Origin of the sequence: Salipiger sp. H15, from assembly GCF_040409955.1 — a bacterium.
In the GTDB taxonomy this organism is placed as follows: domain Bacteria; phylum Pseudomonadota; class Alphaproteobacteria; order Rhodobacterales; family Rhodobacteraceae; genus Salipiger.
The window spans coordinates 2,176,588-2,194,297 of sequence record NZ_CP123384.1 but is presented as its reverse complement, the minus strand read 5'-3'; the positions used below and the strand labels follow the sequence as shown (position 1 = coordinate 2,194,297).

The 17,710-nt window shown below is 69.0% G+C and carries 17 protein-coding genes; 9 read left to right on the top strand and 8 right to left on the bottom strand.

Annotated elements, in window-relative coordinates; translation table 11 throughout:
• Positions 1–5: 5 nt before the first annotated feature.
• Positions 6–1,982, top strand: a complete 1,977-nt coding sequence (locus PVT71_RS10650) for a multiheme c-type cytochrome (RefSeq protein ID WP_353471763.1) — start codon at positions 6–8, stop codon at positions 1,980–1,982.
• Positions 1,983–2,135: 153 nt separating this feature from the next.
• Here the strand turns inward: PVT71_RS10650 and kduD are convergent, their stop codons facing one another.
• Positions 2,136–2,879 carry a 2-dehydro-3-deoxy-D-gluconate 5-dehydrogenase KduD gene (gene kduD, locus PVT71_RS10645; RefSeq protein ID WP_353471762.1) on the bottom strand — a complete coding sequence of 248 codons (744 nt, stop codon included), beginning with the start codon at positions 2,877–2,879 and terminating at the stop codon, positions 2,136–2,138.
• Positions 2,879–3,703, bottom strand: a complete 825-nt coding sequence (kduI, locus tag PVT71_RS10640; RefSeq protein WP_353471761.1) for a 5-dehydro-4-deoxy-D-glucuronate isomerase — start codon at positions 3,701–3,703, stop codon at positions 2,879–2,881. Before kduI ends, kduD begins: the two co-directional genes overlap by 1 nt.
• 329 nt (positions 3,704–4,032) lie before the next feature.
• Between kduI and PVT71_RS10635 the strand changes: the two genes are divergently transcribed.
• Together PVT71_RS10635 and PVT71_RS10630 are read left to right on the top strand one after the other, a co-directional pair.
• Positions 4,033–4,773, top strand: coding sequence for a FadR/GntR family transcriptional regulator (locus PVT71_RS10635; RefSeq protein WP_353471760.1), 741 nt, complete (start codon positions 4,033–4,035; stop codon positions 4,771–4,773).
• 27 nt (positions 4,774–4,800) lie between these two features.
• Positions 4,801–5,109 carry a cupin domain-containing protein gene (locus tag PVT71_RS10630; RefSeq protein WP_353471759.1) on the top strand — a complete coding sequence of 103 codons (309 nt, stop codon included), beginning with the start codon at positions 4,801–4,803 and terminating at the stop codon, positions 5,107–5,109.
• Between the two features lie 12 nt (positions 5,110–5,121).
• Here the strand turns inward: PVT71_RS10630 and PVT71_RS10625 are convergent, their stop codons facing one another.
• Positions 5,122–6,030 (bottom strand): helix-turn-helix transcriptional regulator, encoded by a 909-nt coding sequence (locus PVT71_RS10625; protein WP_353471758.1) that lies wholly within the window; start codon positions 6,028–6,030, stop codon positions 5,122–5,124.
• 212 nt (positions 6,031–6,242) lie between these two features.
• Between PVT71_RS10625 and PVT71_RS10620 the strand changes: the two genes are divergently transcribed.
• From PVT71_RS10620 to PVT71_RS10595, 6 genes are all read left to right on the top strand, one after another.
• On the top strand, positions 6,243–7,124 hold the full coding sequence (locus tag PVT71_RS10620) for a sugar ABC transporter permease (protein WP_353471757.1): 882 nt from the start codon (positions 6,243–6,245) through the stop codon (positions 7,122–7,124).
• Positions 7,125–7,156: 32 nt separating this feature from the next.
• Entirely contained in the window at positions 7,157–8,050 is an 894-nt protein-coding gene (locus PVT71_RS10615; protein WP_353473868.1) for a carbohydrate ABC transporter permease, read from the top strand.
• Between the two features lie 4 nt (positions 8,051–8,054).
• Positions 8,055–9,161 carry a sn-glycerol-3-phosphate ABC transporter ATP-binding protein UgpC gene (ugpC, locus tag PVT71_RS10610; RefSeq protein WP_353471756.1) on the top strand — a complete coding sequence of 369 codons (1,107 nt, stop codon included), beginning with the start codon at positions 8,055–8,057 and terminating at the stop codon, positions 9,159–9,161.
• Between the two features lie 27 nt (positions 9,162–9,188).
• Positions 9,189–10,454, top strand: a complete 1,266-nt coding sequence (locus PVT71_RS10605) for an ABC transporter substrate-binding protein (RefSeq protein WP_353471755.1) — start codon at positions 9,189–9,191, stop codon at positions 10,452–10,454.
• A gap of 85 nt (positions 10,455–10,539) precedes the next feature.
• Positions 10,540–12,096 (top strand): glycoside hydrolase family 28 protein, encoded by a 1,557-nt coding sequence (locus tag PVT71_RS10600; RefSeq protein WP_353471754.1) that lies wholly within the window; start codon positions 10,540–10,542, stop codon positions 12,094–12,096.
• A complete protein-coding gene (locus tag PVT71_RS10595) occupies positions 12,093–13,172 on the top strand; it encodes a glycoside hydrolase family 88 protein (protein ID WP_353471753.1) in 1,080 nt (359 codons plus the stop codon). The genes PVT71_RS10600 and PVT71_RS10595 overlap by 4 nt, the downstream gene beginning before the upstream one ends.
• A gap of 16 nt (positions 13,173–13,188) precedes the next feature.
• Here PVT71_RS10595 and PVT71_RS10590 read toward each other — a convergent pair whose 3' ends face one another.
• The 5 genes from PVT71_RS10590 to PVT71_RS10570 form a co-directional block, all read right to left on the bottom strand.
• Positions 13,189–13,821, bottom strand: a complete 633-nt coding sequence (locus PVT71_RS10590; protein ID WP_353471752.1) for an SGNH/GDSL hydrolase family protein — start codon at positions 13,819–13,821, stop codon at positions 13,189–13,191.
• A 9-nt stretch (positions 13,822–13,830) separates the two neighbouring features.
• Complete coding sequence (locus PVT71_RS10585) at positions 13,831–14,694, bottom strand: amidohydrolase family protein (RefSeq protein WP_353471751.1); 864 nt, start codon at positions 14,692–14,694, stop codon at positions 13,831–13,833.
• A gap of 96 nt (positions 14,695–14,790) precedes the next feature.
• The gene (locus PVT71_RS10580) at positions 14,791–15,924 is read right to left on the bottom strand and encodes a mandelate racemase/muconate lactonizing enzyme family protein (protein WP_353471750.1); all 1,134 of its coding nucleotides are present in this window, start codon (positions 15,922–15,924) and stop codon (positions 14,791–14,793) included.
• A 15-nt stretch (positions 15,925–15,939) separates the two neighbouring features.
• A complete protein-coding gene (kdgD, locus tag PVT71_RS10575) occupies positions 15,940–16,842 on the bottom strand; it encodes a 5-dehydro-4-deoxyglucarate dehydratase (protein ID WP_353471749.1) in 903 nt (300 codons plus the stop codon).
• A 70-nt stretch (positions 16,843–16,912) separates the two neighbouring features.
• On the bottom strand, positions 16,913–17,710 hold the full coding sequence (locus PVT71_RS10570; protein WP_353471748.1) for an NAD(P)-dependent oxidoreductase: 798 nt from the start codon (positions 17,708–17,710) through the stop codon (positions 16,913–16,915).

Here is a 17,710-nt window from a genome sequence, read left to right as displayed (position 1 = left end):
CATCCATGCCCCTTCGCCTCGCCGCCCTTCTCCTGCCGCTCGCGCTGTCGCTCCTGCCGCTCCCCGCTGCCGCGCAGGAGCGTCCCGCATCGCAGGCGTATCTCGGCTCGGAGCGCTGCATCACCTGCCACGAGGCCGTCGGCGAGGCCTGGAAGGGCTCGCACCACCAGCTTGCCTGGACCGCGCCGACCCCGGACAACATCAGGGCCAACTTCGACGGCACCGAGTTCACGCTCGGCGAGATGAGCGCGCGCTTCAGCCTCACCGCCGAGGGCAGGCCCCATGTCAGCGTCACCGAACGCGACGGGGTGACCACCGAGTATGACGTGCATTCGGTGATCGGCGTCGAGCCGCTGCAGCAATACATCCTCGAGACCGAGCCCGGCCGGCTGCAGAGCTTCGACGTGGTCTGGGACACCGAGAAGGGCGGCTGGTTCCACCTCTACCCCGCGCAGAACTACGCCCCCGACGACGGGCTGCACTGGACCGGCCCCTACAAGACCTGGAACAGCCGCTGCGCCGCCTGCCACGCCACCGGGTTCGAGGCCAATTTCGACCCGCAGACCCGCAGCTTCGCCTCCACCGAGGTCGAGATCGGCGTCGGCTGCGAGGCCTGCCACGGCCCCGGCTCGGCGCATGTCGACTGGGCGACGCGCTACCAGACCACCCAGGAGGCCCCGCCCCCGGCCCACGGCTTCCCCGTCGACATGTCCGAGCCCGCGCAGATGATCGAGCAATGCGCCGGCTGCCACTCGCGGCGCGAGCCCTACACCGAGGGCAACCCGGTGCCCGGCACGCCCTACCACGACAGCTACAACCTCTCGCTGCTGCGCGAGGGCGCCTACGAGGCCGACGGGCAGATCCTCGACGAGGTCTATGTCTACGGCTCCTTCCTGCAATCGAAGATGTACGCCAAGGGGGTGAGCTGCACGAACTGCCACCAGCCGCACGAGGCGGAACTCATCGCCGAGGGCAACGCGGTCTGCGCCCAGTGCCACAGCCCGGCCGGCAACCCCGAGTTCCCCTCGCTGCCGCTCAAGGTCTTCGACGGGCCCGAGCACACGCATCACCCCGAGGGCTCGGCGGGGGCTGAGTGCAAGAATTGCCACATGGTCGAGCGCGTCTACATGGGCAACGACTGGCGGGCGGACCATTCCTTCCGCATCCCGCGCCCCGACCTCGACGCCGAGACCGGCGCGCCCGACGCCTGCACCACCTGCCATGCGGACCGGGACCCGGCGTGGGCCGCCGCCAAACTCGAAGAGTGGTTCCCCGAAAGCACCCATCGCGGGCCGCATTACGGCCAGGTCCTCGCCCATGGCCGCCGCGATCCCGCCCGCGCCGCGCCCGAGCTGCGCAGCCTGTCGCAGGACGGCGACATGGCCGGGATCGTCCGCGCCACGGCGCTCTACCTGCTCGAGCAGGCCGGCGATCCCGCCGAGGCCGCGGCGCTCGAGGCGCTGCTGCGCGACCCCGACCCGCTGGTGCGCGCCGCCGCCGTGCGGCTGCAGCGCGCCGCCCCGGCGATGGAACGCGCGCCGCGGATCATGGCCTCGCTGAGCGATCCGTCGCGCTCGGTGCGCATGGCGGCGGCCCAGTCGCTGCTCGACGCGCAGATCGCCGCCATGCCGCCGCGCTACGAGAGCGCGCTGCGCAACGCCTTCGGCGAATGGCAGGCCTCGATGGCGAGCCGGCTCGACTTCCCGGAAACCCACCTGCAGATGGGCGGCATGGCGCTGGTGATGCGCAACCTGCCCGCCGCCGCCGAGGCCTTCGGCGAGGCGACGCGGCTCGACCCGCAGCTGGCCGACGCCTGGATCATGCAGGTGCGCATCGCCTTCGCCATGGGCGACGAGGCGCGGGGCGGCACGCTGCTCACCGAGGCGCTGGGGCGCAACCCGGACAACGTCACGCTGCAGATGATGCGCCGCGAGCTCACCGGCGAGGACATCGACCTGCTGCCGCCGCCCTCCTCGGAGTAGCGCCTGACGCGCGCCGCGCCGCCGCCGGCCCCATGGACCGGCAAGCAGGCCACCGCGAAAGACGAAGGGGAGAGCCCGCGCCCTCCCCTTCTTCTCTTTCCAAATACGCCCGCCGGAGGCGGTCCCGCCCGTGCCGCGGGCACAGACGCCGGGTCAGCGCGCCAGCCAGCCGCCGTCGACGTTGAGCACCGCGCCGGTCACGTAGCGCGCCGCGCGCGAGCAGAGGTAGGCGGCGGTGCCGCCGATGTCCTCGGGATCGCCCCAGCGCCCGGCGGGGATGCGCGCGAGGATGGCCTCGGAGCGCTCGGGATCCTCGCGCAGCGCGCTGGTGTTGTTGGTCGCGATGTAGCCCGGCGCGATGGCGTTGACGGTGATCCCGTGCGGCGCCCATTCATTGGCGAGGATCTTGGTGATCCCCGCGACCCCGTGCTTCGAGGCGGTGTAGGCCGGCACCCGGATGCCGCCCTGGAACGAGAGCAGCGAGGCGATGTTGACCACCGCGCCCTCCTGCCCCTTGGCGATCAGCTCGCGGCCGAAGGCCTGGCAGGTGAAGAAGACCGCCTTCATGTTGACGTCGATGACCGCGTCCCAGTCCTCTTCCGAGTAGTCCACGCTGTCGGCGCGGCGGATGATCCCGGCGTTGTTGACCAGCATCGAGTAGCCCGCGTCCTTGAAGACGTCCTTCGCCGCCATGGGATCGGCGAAGTCGAGCAGCAGGCTGTCCGCCGTGCCGCCCGCCGCCTCGATGATCCCAACCGTCTCGTCGCAGGCCCGCCGCCCGACGCAGGTCACCGCGGCCCCCTGCGCCGCGAGCGTCACAGCGATGGCCTGGCCGATGCCGGTGTTGGCGCCGGTCACCAGCGCGCGCCGGCCCTCGAGCGAGAAGAGCCCCGCCATCAGCGCAGGTCCCTGGGCTGGATGAAGTCCATGTCGGTGTAATCGACGTTGTCGCCTGCCATCGCCCAGATGAAGGTGTACTTGCCGATGCCCGCGCCCGAGTGGATCGACCAGCTCGGGCTGACCACGCCCTCCTCGTTGGCGACGAAGATGTGGCGCGTCTCGTCGGGCTCGCCCATCAGGTGCAGCACGCGGCTGTCCTCGTCCATGCCCCAGTAGAGGTAGGCCTCCATGCGGCGGTCGTGGATGTGGCTGGGGATGGTGTTCCAGACCGAGCCCTCTTCCAGCGCGGTGTAGCCGAGGATCAGCTGGCAGCTCTCCATCACCTGCGGGTGGATGAACTGCTTGATGGTGCGCTTGTTCGAGGTCTCGGACGCGCCCATCTTCACCTCGACGCAGTCGGCGAGGGTGATCAGCTTCGACGGGTAGGTGTGATGCGCCGGGCAGGAGGTGATGTAGAACCGCCCCGCGCCCGAGAAGGTCACCGCGCCCGATCCCATGCCGAGGTAGAGCACGTCGCCGCGGCCCATCTCGTAGACCTGCCCGCCGGCCTCGACCGTGCCCGCCTCGCCGATGTTGACGATGCCCATCTCGCGGCGATCGAGGAAGTTCGGGGTCTTGGTCTCGGCCACCACGTCGAGCGTCAGGGCCCCCTCGCCGGGCACCGCGCCGCCCATGACGAAGCGGTCGTAGTGGGTGTAGATCAGGCGGATTTCGCCGGTGCGGAACATGCCCTCTGCAAGGAAGTGCTCGCGCAGTTCCTCGGTCCACATGTCGCGGGCCTGGGTCGGATGGATGGCGTGGCGGGTTTCGACGGTCAGCATGTGCTCTCTCCCAATAGGTCGTGCGGCGGTGTCGTCCTCCGTCCCGCCGGTCGCGGCAAAGGAACCACGGATGCGGCAGGCCTTCAAGATGTTATCATACAACATCGCCCGGACGTAGGATCTCCGCCGCCGGTGCCTTGTCCGCCGCGCCGCTTCCGGGCCCGGGCGGCCACTCTGCGCAGGAATTTCCGGGTTTCGCGTGATGGCGCCGCGGGGCCGTCCCTGCACTGCCGGGCATCACGCCGCGCCCGGGCGCCGCTTGACGTGGACAGGGTTCACGAAAGCTGTAATATGGGTAAAGGCCAGCAGTGAACGGGAAGACCAGAGACGTGAGCGAGCAGAAAGTCAGGACGGCCCGCCCTTCCCGTGGCACCGGCAAGACGCTTGTCGAACAGGTGCGCGACCGGCTGCGGGCGCAGATCGAGGGCGGCCAGTACGCCCCCGGCAGCCGCCTGCCGAGCGAGGCGAAGATGACCCAGGAATTCGAGGTCAGCCGCACCGTGGTGCGCGAGGCGGTGGCCTCGCTGCGCTACGACGGGCTGGTCGAGCCGCGCCAGGGCGCCGGGGTCTTCGTGCTCGACCAGCGCCCCGAGCTCGACCTGCCGTTCCAGAACATCGACTTCGTGCGCATCTCCTCGATGATCGAGATGCTCGAGCTGCGCACCGCGGTCGAGGTCGAGGCCGCGGGGCTTGCCGCGCTGCGTCGCTCGCCGGCGCAGGAGGAGGTGATCCTCAAGGCGCTTGGCACCCTGCGCGGCCTTGCCGCCGCGGGCGAGTCGACCGCGCTCGCGGATTTCGAGCTGCACCTCGCCATCGCCGACGCCACCAACAACCCGCGCTTCCGCGACTTCCTGTCGATGATCGGCGCGAGCCTCATCCCGCGCCACGCGCTGAACGACGCGCAGGATGCCGCGACCAAACCCTACCTGCAGGCGATCGACGCCGAGCACGAGGCCATCGTCGGCGCGATCATCGACGGCGACGAGAGCGCCGCGCGGCTGGCCATGCGCCTGCACCTCAAGGGCGCGCAGTCGCGCTACCGCAACCTGCTGCGCAAGACCGGCCACTAGGCCGCCGCAGCGACCCCGGAGAGACCCATGTCCAATTTCCCCGTCGCCTTCCCCGACACCGGCGTCGCCCGCCAGGTGCTTGCCGACAGCCCCGAGCTGATGGTGGTCTCGTTCCGCTTCGAGAAGGGTGCCAAGGGCGCGATGCACCATCACCCGCACGTGCAGTCCACCTATTGCGAGAGCGGGCGCTTCACCTTCTTCCTCGGCGACGAGAGCTTCGAGGTGAAGCCGGGCGACAGTTTCGTCATCCCGTCGAACGCCAAGCACGGCTGCGAATGCCACGAGGCGGGGCGGCTCATCGACTGCTTCACGCCGCGGCGCGACGACTTCCTCTGAGGCGCGGGGCGGTCAGGCCTGCCCCAGCGCCCGGGCCTGGTCGCGCTCGTCCATGCCCATGACCTGCCCGTCCTGCGCGCGCTTCACCCGCTGCTGGTGGCCGCGCGGGCTGATCCCCATCTGCCGCTTGAAGGCGCGGCTGAAATAGTAGGGGTCCGGGTAGCCGATCTCGCCCGCCACCTGCGACGGGCTCATGCCGCGCTCGAGCAGCGACATGGCGCGCTCCATCCGGCAATATTCCTGGTACTGGCGCGGCGTGCGCCCGAGCCGGTCGCGGAAGGCGCGGTGGAAGTAGTCGTCGTTGTAGGGCGCCGCCTCGACCGCCAGCGCCGCCACCTCGGGATCTAGCGGCGCGGTCGAGATCTGCGCCGCCGCCTTCATCACCGCGAGGTCGATCGCCGCCGCCCCGTCGAGCGGCACCGCCCCGCCCTGCCGCCAGCCGAGGAAGGCATCGTCGACGAAGGCGATCAGGAAGACCATGAAGAGGTGGTGCTGCATCAGCGTCACCGAGTTCGCCGGCGCGCTCTCGCGGTAGCTGCGCACCAGCGGCGCCAGCTCGTCCCAGCGGCTGAGCCGCACCTTCCGGCGCAGGCCCATCTGCGCCACGAGGTCGGTGCCGCCGTAGATGCCCAGGGTGAAATGCTGCGCCAGCCCGGTGTAGAGCCCCGGCCCCTCGCTCCAGCCGGTGAAACTCTCGCCCCGGCGCAGAAGCATGGCCTCGCCCGGCTCCAGCGACAGCCGCTCGGAGCCGACGATGTACTCGCCCCGCCCCTCCAGCGCGATGACCAGATCCTCGACCGGGTTGTCCTTCACGATCCGCCAGAGCTTCGAATGCTGCATGCGGATCGCCGACCGGGTGAGGGTCAGGGTCAGCGCCGTGGGCGGCACGCGGTCGAGAATTGAACCTCCGATTTCGTCCATCTTTTTCGCCATCCTGGTGAATTCAATCCCGCCTCGCCATCTGCCATGAATTCATCATACAACTGTACTGGGCCGCCTGTCACGCGCCCGCCCCGAGGAGGGGATGCGGTGACGCTGGAACATGGGCGATCTGCGCACAGTTCGGGAGGACACATGCATATTTCGCCGAAGTCGGCTGCCGTTACGGCAGGCCGCGGCAAGGGGGGCCGGCCATGACGCGCAAGCGCGTGCTGGGGCTTGGCTACCTTTCGCCCTACATCATCGGACTTCTGGTCTTCACGATGATCCCCTTCGGGGCATCGCTCTATCTCAGCTTCACCGACTACAATCTCATGTCGGCGCCAAGATGGACGGGACTGGAGAACTACATCCACCTGTTCACCAAGGACCGGACCTTCCGCCGCTCGCTGACGGTGACGCTGATCTACGTGTTCACCACCGTGCCGCTGAAGCTCGCCTTCGCGCTCTTCATCGCCTACATCCTCAATTACAAGCTGAAGTTCATCAACTTCTTCCGCACCGCCTTCTACGTGCCCTCGATCCTCGGCGGGTCGATCGCCATCGCGGTGCTGTGGCGCTACATCTTCGCCTCCGAAGGGCTGGTGAACATGATCCTCACCGGGCTCGGCTTCGAGGCGGTGAACTGGTTCGGCGATCCGCAGAACGCGCTCTTCACCATCACGCTGCTGCGCTGCTGGCAGTTCGGCTCGGCCATGGTGATCTTCCTCGCGGCGCTGCAGTCGATCGACAAGTCGCTCTACGAGGCGGCCGAGATCGACGGCGCGAGCAAGGCGCACTGCTTCATCTTCATCACCATCCCGCTCATCACCCCGGTGATCTTCTTCAACCTGATCATGCAGATGGTCCAGGCGTTCCAGGAGTTCAACGGCCCCTACATCATCACCCAGGGCGGCCCGCTGAAATCCACCTACCTGCTGCCGATGTACATCTACGACGAGGCCTTCCGCCGCTTCGACATGGGCTATGCCTCGACCCTCGCCTGGGTGCTCTTCGTGATCATCATGGTGCTGACCCTCGCGGCCTTCTGGTCCTCGAAGAAGTGGGTCTACTACGCCGGCGACAAGCGGAGCTGAACATGACCGACATCACCCATGCATCCGACGTCATGAGCGCCGCCGCCGACAGCCTCGCCGAGGCCCGCGCCGCCAACGCCCGGCAGATCCGCAAGGCCCGCATCTCGGCCGCGGTGCGCTACATCGTCCTCTTCGGCGTCGGGCTCCTGATGCTCTACCCGCTGATCTGGCTGGTGGGCGCGTCCTTCAAGACGAATGCCGAGATCTTCGCCAACCCGGGCTTCATCCCGCAGCATCCCACCGCCGAGGGCTATGTGAAGGGCTGGGAGACCTCGACCCCCTACACCTTCGGGCGGTTCTTCCTGAACTCCTTCCTGATCATCATCCCCAAGGTGATCGGCACGGCGATCAGCTGCACCATGGTGGCCTACGGCTTCGCCCGCTTCGACTTCCCGCTGAAGAAGCTGCTGTTCGGGTCGGTCATCGCGATCCTGCTGCTGCCCAACGTGGTCACCCGCATCCCGCAGTACATCCTCTTCCGCGACCTCGGCTGGCTCGACAGCTTCCTGCCGCTCTGGGTGCCCTCCGCCTTTGCCGGCGACGCCTTCTTCGTCTTCATGCTGGTGCAGTTCCTGCGCGCCATCCCAGGCGACATGGAAGAGGCGGCGCGGGTCGATGGTGCCAACTCCTGGCAGACGCTGGTGTTCATCGTCGTGCCGATGCTGGCCCCGGCGCTGATCTCGGTGTGCCTCTTCCAGTTCATGTGGACGATGAACGACTTCCTCGGCCCGCTGATCTACATCAGCTCGGTCGACAAGTACCCGGTCAGCCTGGCGCTGAAACTCTCGATCGACACGACCGAGGCGTTCGAATGGAACCGCATCCTCGCGATGTCCGTGCTCACCATCACGCCGGCGCTCGTCGTGTTCTTCATGGCTCAGAAATACTTCATCGAAGGCCTCTCGGCCGGTGGGGTGAAAGGATAATCCAATGGCACGTCTGCAACTCAACAAGCTCGAGAAGGTCTACGGCGGCGGCTTCAAGGCGGTGCACGGGATCGACCTCGACGTGGAAGAGGGCGAGTTCATGGTGCTGGTCGGCCCCTCGGGCTGCGCCAAGTCCACCACGCTGCGGATGATCGCCGGGCTCGAGGAGGTGACCTCGGGCGAGATCCGCATCGGCGACCGCATCGTCAACGCCCTGCCCCCGGGCAAGCGCCGCATCGCCATGGTGTTCCAGAACTACGCGCTCTACCCGCACATGAAGGTTCGCTCCAACCTCGCCTTCGGCCTGCGCCTCGCGCATGTGCCGAAGGCCGAGCGCGAGGCCGCCGTGCAGGAGGTCGCCCGCATCCTCGAGATCGAGCCGCTGCTCGACCGCCTGCCGAAGCAGCTTTCCGGCGGGCAGGCACAGCGCGTCGCGCTCGGCCGGGCGCTGATCAAGAAGCCCGAGGTTTTCCTCTTCGACGAGCCGCTCTCGAACCTCGACGCCAAGCTGCGCGCCTCGATGCGGGTGCGGATCACCGACCTGCACAAGCGCCTGAAAGCCGAGGGCCGCCCCTCGACGGTGGTCTACGTGACCCACGACCAGACCGAGGCGATGACCATGGGCGACCGCATCTGCGTGATGAAGGACGGCCACATCATGCAGGTCGCCACGCCCAAGGAGCTTTACGACCGCCCCGCCAACCTCTTCGTCGCGGGCTTCATCGGCTCGCCCGAGATGAACGTGATCGACGGCGAGATCGAGGGCACCGACTTCCGCCTCGGCGGGCAGGTGATCGCGCTCGACGAGGCGGTGCTGAACCGCATGCAGTCCAAGCCCCAGGAGGCCGCGCTCGGCATCCGCCCGCAGCACATGAAGCTCTCGGCCGGCAACGGGCTCACCGCCCGGCTGCGCTCGGCCGAGTTCATGGGCCACGAGGTCTACCTGCACGCCCTGCTCGAGGGCAAGGAGATCACCACGGTCGCGGGCGCGGCCGAATACGACGCGCTCGACCGCTCGGACGAGCGCATCCGCCTGACCCCCGATCTTGGCCACGCCCACATCTTCGACCGCCAGAGCGGCCGCAACGTTTCCCTGCCCCTCGCGGGCTGACCCGAAAACTTGGAGGAGGTTTTCACCATGAAGAAGTCGATCAAGACGGCCCTGCTCGCCAGCGCGCTGGTCCCCTGTGCCCTGTCGGCGGCGAACGCTGCCGACCTGCGGATGAGCTGGTGGGGTGGCGACTCGCGCCACGTCGCCACGCAGGAGGCGCTGAAGGCCTGCGGCGCCAAGTACGGCCACACCATCGCCCCCGAGTTCACCGGTTTCGCCGGCTACCTCGAGAAGCTGACCACGCAGATGGCAGGCGGCACCGAGGCCGACCTCATGCAGGTGAACTGGCCCTGGCTGCCGCTCTTCTCGCGCGATGGCACCGGCTTTGCCGATCTCAAGGATCTCGGCGCCGTGGACCTCTCGCAATACCCGCAGACCGACCTCGACGGCGTGACCGTCAAGGGCCACGTGCAGGGCATCCCGGTCTCGACCACCGGCCGGGTCTTCTTCTTCAACACCACCACGCTCGAAGAGGCGGGCCTGACCCCGCCGACCACCTGGGAAGAGTTCTTCGGCGCCGCCGAGGCGCTGCGCGACAAGGAAGGCGAGGACTACCGCCTGTTCAACGCCGTCTCGGAAAGCGCGCAGCTGCTGGTCTCGCTCGCCGTCACCCAGAAGACCGGCAAGGACATGGTCGATCCCGCGACGAACCGCGTCGCCTGGACCCCGGAGGAGCTGACCGCGGGCATCGAGTTCTACCAGCGCATGGTCGACACCGGCGCCATCCAGTCGCGCCAGGACGAGGCCGCCGAGGGCAACGTGAAGCTCTACGAGAAACCCGCCTGGGCCGAGGGCAAGATCGCCGGCTCCTACGAGTGGGACAGCACCTACTTCAAGTTCTCCGACCCGCTGGCCGAGGGCGAGGTGCTGACGCCCGTGCCGATGGTGACCTTCGAGGATGCCGTGACGCAGGGCGTCTACCGCAAGCCCTCGATGCTGCTCTCGATCTCGAAGAACTCGAAGAACCCCGAGGCCGCGGCTGAGATCCTCAACTGCCTCGTCAACGAGCCCGAGGGCATCGACGCGCTTGGCGACACCCGCGGCCTGCCGGCCTCGAAGGTGGCGCTCGAGCGGCTCGAAGCCGCCGGCGCGATCCAGCCCGAGCTGCTCAAGGCGCACGAGATCATGATGGCCTCCGAGGGCCCTGCCGTCTCGCCGTTCAACGAGCACCCCGAACTGCGCGCGACCTTCGTCGATACGCTCGAGGAATTCGCCTACGGGCAGGTCAGCGCCGAGGATGCCGCCGCCTACATCATCGAGGGCGCCAACGACGTGCTGAGCCAGTTCGACTGACCTGATACCTCCCGCAGATCCTCCCACGGGGCGGCCCCACCACTCGGGGCCGCCCCCTCTCCCCACCAGGACGAAAGCCCGTTCCATGACCCTCCGTTGCGCCGCGGTGACCCCGCGCATGGCCGTGCTGTGCCTTGCACCGCCGCCCGCCCGCTTCACGCTCGACCCCGCACGCCCCTGGCGGCTGAGCCGGGACGGCGTGACCGTGGCCGAGGGCGTGGCCGCGCGCGTGGTGCTGGCTCTGGGACCGCTGGAGCCGGGTTGCGACTACGACTTCGACTGCGGCGGCGAGACGCTGCGCTTCAGCACCGCCCCCTGCCCCGGCGCACTCGAGGTCCCGGGCTTCGGCGCCCGCCCCGACCTGCCCGACACCGCGGGCGCCGCGGCCGAGAACGCCGCCGCCTTCGCCCGCGCCATCGCCGCACTGCCCGAGGGCGGCACCCTTATCGTCCCTCCCGGCCGCTGGATCTGCGGCCCGGTCGAGCTGCGCTCGGACATGATCCTGCACCTTTCCGAAGGCGCCGTGCTCGCCGCCCCCGCGGACCGCAGCGGCTGGCCGATCCTGCCCGCGCGCGATGCGGACGGCGCGATGCTGGGCTCGTGGGAAGGGCTGCCCGCCGCCTGTTTCCGCGCCCCGCTGCATGCCGTCCGCACCCGCAATGTCACCATCGAGGGCCTCGGCACGCTCGACGGTGGCGGCGACCGCGGCGACTGGTGGAGCTGGCCCAAGGAGACGCGCGAGGGCGCCCGCCGCCCGCGCGGGCTGCACCTCATCGACGCCGAGGCGACCCGGCTCGTCGGATTCACCATCCGCAACGCGCCCAGCTGGACCATCCACCCGCAGGGCTGCCGCGACCTCTTCGCCGCGTGCCTGTCGATCCAGGCGCCGCATGACAGCCCCAACACCGACGGCTTCGATCCCGACATGTGCGAGGACGTCACCATCCTCGGCACGCATTTCTCGGTCGGCGACGACTGCATCGCGATCAAGGCCGGCAAGCGCGGCGACAGGGGCGAGGAGGACCACCTGCGCCCCACCCGCCGCATCACCGTGCAGCACTGCCTGATGGAGCGCGGCCACGGCGGCTGCGTCATCGGCTCCGAGATGTCGGGCAGCGTCACCGACGTGACCGTCTGCGACTGCGAGATGGTCGGCACCGACCGCGGGTTGCGGCTGAAGACCCGGCGCGGCCGCGGCGGCGAGATCGCCCGCATCGCCATGCGCAACGTCTCGATGGACGGGGTGCTCACCGCCTTCTCGGCCAACGCGCATTACTTCTGCGACCACGATGGCCACGCGGACTGGGTGCAGTCGCGCGCGCCCGCCGCGATCACCCCGCTGACCCCGCGCATCGGACGGATCACCGTAGAGGATGTCGAGGTCCGCGGCCTTGCCCATGCGCTCGGCGCCTTCCTCGGCCTGCCCGAGGCGCCGATCGGGCCGATCCGCCTGTCGAACATCACGCTCGTCTCGCATGACCCCGCCGCCCGCGCCGAGCCGCCGGTCATGGCCGATGGCGTGCGCGCCCTTCACCACGCCGGCGTGCTGGCCGAACACGCGCTGATCGAGGGCGACCTGCGCCCCGACGACGCCCCGCTCAGCACCGAAGACTTCCTCAACCGGAGCCCCGCATTGCCATGACCGTTCCCACCGTTCTGGACTACTTCGACGCCTTCGCGGCCCGCTACAGCCATTACAAGGACGGCAACTGGTGCTACGAGGACGGCTGCATCTACCGGGGCCTTAGCCTGCTGCACGAGGCGACGGGCGAGGCGCGCTGGTGGGACCACCTGAAGCGCCTCACCGACGCGCAGATCGGCCCGGACGGCGCGCTCGCCGGCTACCGGATCGACGAGTTCAACATCGACCACATCCTCGCCGGGCGCTGCCTCTTCCACCTCGCCGACGAGACCGACGATCCGCGCTACATGGCCGCCGCCGGGCACCTTGCCGAGCAGCTCTCGCGCCATCCGCGGACCGCGGCGGGCAACTACTGGCACAAGCAGCGCTACCCGCAGCAGGTCTGGCTCGACGGGCTCTACATGGGCCTGCCCTTCCAGATCGAGTACGGGCTGCGCACGAAACAGCCCGCGCTGGTCGAGGACGCGCTGGCGCAGCTCACCCGCGCGCTCGAGCTGACCCGTGGCCCCGCCGGGCTCTACGTGCATGGCTATGACGCGGCAAAGGTGCAGGGCTGGGCAGACCCCGAGACCGGCCAGTCGGCCGCCGTCTGGGCCCGCGCGGTGGGCTGGCTGGCCATGGCTCTCGTCGATATCTGCGCGCTGGTCCCCGACCGCGCGCCGAAGCGCCAGACCGCCGATCTGCTGAATGCCGTGGTGCGCCAGCAGGCGGCGTCGGGCCTCTGGCCGCAGGTGCTCGACGCGCCGGATCTGGTGGGCAATTACGAGGAAAGCTCGGCGTCGGCGATGTTCGCCTACGCGCTGATGCGCGGCACCGAGCTCGGCCTTGGCGAGTGGTTCGAACCCGGGCAGCGCGCTTATGATGCGCTGGTCGAGACGCGGCTCGAGACCGAGGGCGGCGTCACCCGCTTCACCCGCATCTGCCACGTCGCGGGGCTTGGCGGCTTCGACGGCAAGATGCGCGACGGCTCGCGCGAGTATTACCTCAGCGAGGACATCGTCGAGGATGATGCCAAGGGGGTCGGCCCGCTGATGATGGCGGCGGCGCAGCGGCTCTCCGCCCGCACGCCCGCCTGATTCCGGGCCTGATCCGTCAGAGCCCCAGAAGCGCGCGCACCGGCCCCGCCAGTGCCGCGCCGATGGCCCGGGTGTGCGCCGCGTCGAGGTGGATGCCATCGACCGGCGAGGCCTGCGCCACGGTCCCGGCATCGAAGAAGGCCACCCCCATCTCCTCGGCGAGCGCCGCGTAGAGCGGCGCGAAGAGCGCCGACTGCTCGGCACGGATCGGGCTGTCGAGCGCGCCCTGCGCGGGCGCGATGCAGAGCGGCGGCGCGACGATCAGCACCTTCGGCACCGCGCTCGCGGGGTTGTAGGGAAAGCCCCGCACCAGCTGGATGAGCCGCCGCATCCCCTGCTGCGCGCTGAGCGCCACCCCGCCGAACTTCGGCTTGAGGTCATTGGTCCCCAGCATGATCACCACGGCGTCGAGCGGCATGTGCGCCGAGAGCGCCACCGGCAGCGTGCGCACCGCGTTGCGGTCGCAGGGCGCGGTGTGGTCGTCGAAGGAGGTGGTGCGCCCGCCGACCCCGTCGGCGAGCACCGTGGCCCCGGGCAGCGCCCCGGCCAGCACCGAGGGCCAGAGGTCGGGGATCGCGTGGCGCAGCGCGCCGTTGTCCTGGTCATGGCCCCAGGTCAGGCTGTCGCCGTAGCAGAGTATCCGGGCCATGCTGTCTCCCTAGCTTACCTGCGGAAAACCATAGAGCTCCTGCGGATTTTCCACCAGCACCTGCCGCTGCGCCGCCTCGTCCGGCAGCCAGCCCATGGCGAGATCCAGCAGATGCGCGTCGTCGGGGTAGTCCTCGGTGGTGCTGGCGGCATTGTGCGGCCAGTTGGTGCCCCAGACGATGCGCCCGGGCGCGTGGGCGCCGATCTCGCGGCTGAGCGCGGCGATGTCGGGATAGTCGGGGCCGGAGGTCGTGGTGGCCTCGTAGCAGCCGGCGAACTTGTACCAGCAGTTGCCTTCGTCGATGAGGCGCTTGATCACCGCGACATGCTCCGGGGTGACGCCGCCGAAGATCTTGCCGTGGTGGTCGAGCACCCAGCGCGATTTCAGCGCCGCAAGGCGCGGCTCGAGCTCGGGCAGCGCGGTGCCGTCGAACTGCACCGCCATCATCCAGCCCGCCGCATGGGCGCGCGCGTCCACCTCCTCGAGCTGCGAAAGCCCCACCGCCCCGCCGGGCAGGTCCATGATCCGCGCGCCGACGATGCCGCCCTCGGCGAGCCGCGCCATCTCGGCATCCGGGGTCTCGCCGGTGATCACCGCGACGCCGCGCGCGCAGTCGCCCATCTCGGCGACGCAGGCGAGCAGGCTCGAATTGTCCATGTGGTGGCCGTTGCCCTGGGTGATCACCACCCGGTCGAGCCCGAGCCAGTCCATTGCCTTGCGGTACATCTCGGGCGTCGGCAGCGGCTCGGCGGGCACGCCCTTGCCATCCGCGCGCCAGGCGTAGCCCGGCAGGTACATGTGCATCTGCGTGTCGCAGGCGCCCTTCGGCATCCGGGTCTTCGGCTTGGCGCCGGTGAGCTTGCGGTCGATCATGGAAACCTCTTCAAAATGTGTGGCATCGCCGATGCGCTGATCCGCCCGGAGCAATGGCCGAAGGCCGCCGGGCAGGCGCGCGCCCGGCTCCTCGCGTCATCCCTTGGGCGCGAATTCCTTCAGCGCATCCCGGTCGATCTCGATCCCGAGGCCGGGGCCGCCCGGAATACTGACCCAGCCGTTCTCGTGCTCGACGGGTTTCGTCACCACCGCCTGCCGGAACGGGTTGTGGGTGCGGTCGAACTCCATGATCGGCTCGATCGGGTTGTTGCGCACCGGGTCGGGCACCATCGCCGCCATGAACTGCAGCGCCGCGGCGATCTGCACCGCCGTGCCCCAGACGTGCGGCACCACGCGCACCCCGTGCAGGGTCGCCATGTCGGCCACGCGTTTCGCCTCGGTGAAGCCCCCCACCCCGCAGAGGTCGGGCTGGGCGATGTCGATCACCCGGCGGCGCATCGGCTCGGCAAAGCCCCAGCGCGTGTGCCAGGTTTCGCCTCCCGCCACCGGGATCGGCTGGCGCGCGCGCACCTCGGCATAGGCATCCAGCTGCTCGGGGATCACCGGCTCCTCGAACCAGTCGATGCCGTATTCGGCGGCGGCGTTGCCGACCCGCACCGCCTCGATCACGTCATAGCCGTGGTTGCCGTCGATCATCAGCCGCGTGTCGGGCCCGATCGCCTCGCGCACCGCCGCGATGACCCGCAGGTCCTCGGCCGGATCGAAGCCGATCTTGATCTTCACCGCGTGGAAACCGGCCGCCGCGTGGCCACCCATCTCCTCGGCATTGTCCGAGACCCGGTCCACCCCGTCGCGCTTGAACGAGCCGGTGGCGTAGCAGCGCACCTTCTCGCGGAAGCGCCCGCCGAGCAGCGTGGAGACCGGCACGCCGAAATGCTTGCCCTTGATGTCCCAGAGCGCGATGTCGATGCCCGAAAGCGCACAGACCGAGATCCCCCGCTGCCCCTGGTCGCGCAGCGCGTTGTAGAGCACCGCCCAGTGCTTCTCGGTCTCGAGCGGGTCCTTGCCCAGCAGCCAGGGCTTGTAGGCCTCGACCATGGCGCGGTTCGGGCCCGCCGGGCCGAGGCATTCGCCCCAGCCCGTGGTGCCGTCGTCGCAGATCACCTCGACCAGCAGATGCACCCGCTTGTCGAAGCGCATCGAGGCGCTTTCGAAGGCGGTCTCGAGCCTGTGTTCCAGAAGGTGCGTGCGGATGTCGGTGATCTTCATGGGTCTTTCCTTGCCTTACTGGTGCGCGTCGATGAGCGCCTTGAGGATCGCTTCCTCCTCGCCGGTCAGATCGGACAGCGGCGGACGGACCTTGCCCGCGTCGAAGCCGACGAGGCGCACGCCCGCCTTGACCGCCGAGACGGCATAGCCCTTGCGGCGCGAGCGCAGCTCCATGAACGGGTAGAAGAAGCTCTTCAGGATCGCTTCGCAAGTGGCGCGGTCGCCGGCACGCAGCGCGGTGTAGAACCTGTTGGCCAGCGCCGGGACGAAGTTGAACACCGCCGAGCTGTAGGTGGTGAAGCCCGCGCCGAGATAGGCCTCGGCAAAAAGCTCCGCCGTCGGCATGCCGCCGAGGTAGATCAGCCGGTCGCCCATCTTGGCGGTGATCTGCCGCACGAGGCCGATGTCGCCGGTGCCGTCCTTGAAGCCGACGAGGTTCGGGCAGGCGTCGCAGAGCCGCGCCAGCGTGTCGGCCTGCAGCACGGCGTTGTCGCGGTTGTAGACCATGACGCCCATGCCGGTCGAATTGCACACCGCCTTGACGTGCTCGAAGAGCCCTTCCTGCGGCGCGTCGATGAGGTAGTGCGGCAGCAGCAGGATGCCGTCCGCCCCCGCCTTCTCGACCGAGCGGGCGATGCCGCTGGCGATCTCGGTGCCGTAGCCGCAGCCCGAGACGATCGCGGTCTTGCCGGCGCTTTCCTTGGCGGCCTTCACGATGGCGGGGATCTCGTCGGGGGTCAGCGAGAAGAACTCGCCCGTGCCGCCGGCGGCAAAGAGCACCGGCGCATCGAAGCCCGCGAGCCACTCGACGTGTTTCTGGTAGGGATCGGCGGCGAACCTGTTGTCGGCGTCGAAGGGCGTGACGGGGAAGGAAAGCAGGCCGGAGCCGAGTGCTTGCTTGATCTGTTGCGGGTCCATGCGTGGGTCCTCTTGCTTTAGAACTCTTGGGGGGCGCGCGCCTGCGGGCCTTGGTCCTGTTGGTGTCGTGTCAGCTCTGGTGGATCGGCTCGTCGGTGAAGACGCCGCCCTGGTATTTCGCCACCGCCTCGTCGGGGCCGGGGCGCGGAACGCTCCGGCGGATCTCGTCGGCGTAGTCCTGCGCGTTGTCCTGCGGCACCCATCCGAGGAAGGCGGCGTGGGAATTGTCCCACCATCCCATGGAGTTGGCCGATTGCCCCCAGACCACCGTGCAGCCGAGCCGCGGCGCGGTGAAGGCGGCCACGATCAGCGAGGTGAAGTCGCGCGGGCTGAGCCATGTGGAAAGCATCCGCCAGTTCTCGGGCTTGGGGGTGCAGGAGCCGATGCGCACCAGCGCGCTCTCCTGCCCGAACTTGTCGTGGTAGAGGCTGGCGACCGCCTCGCCGAAAATCTTCGAAACGCCGTAGAGGCTGTCAGGCCGGAACGGGTCAGTGTGCCTCAGCCGCGCGTCCTGCGGGTAGTAGCCGATGGTGTGGTTCGAGCTCGCGAAGATGATCCGCGGCATGCCGTGGAGCCGCGCCGCCTCGTAGAGGTTGTAGACGCCGCGCAGGTTGGCCGCCTCGATCAGGTCAAAACTCTTCTCCACCGAGATGCCGCCGAGGTGCACGATGGCGTCGCAGCCCTCGACGAGCGCCTTGACCGCCTCGCCGTCGGCGATGTCGCACTGCACGAACTCCTCGTTCGGGCCGAGATCGCTGATGCCGGTGATGTCCGACAGGCGCAGGCTCTCGGCATGGGGTTTCAGCGTCTCGCGCAGGGTGCTGCCGAGCTGGCCCGCGGCGCCGGTGATCAGGATGCGTTTCAACAT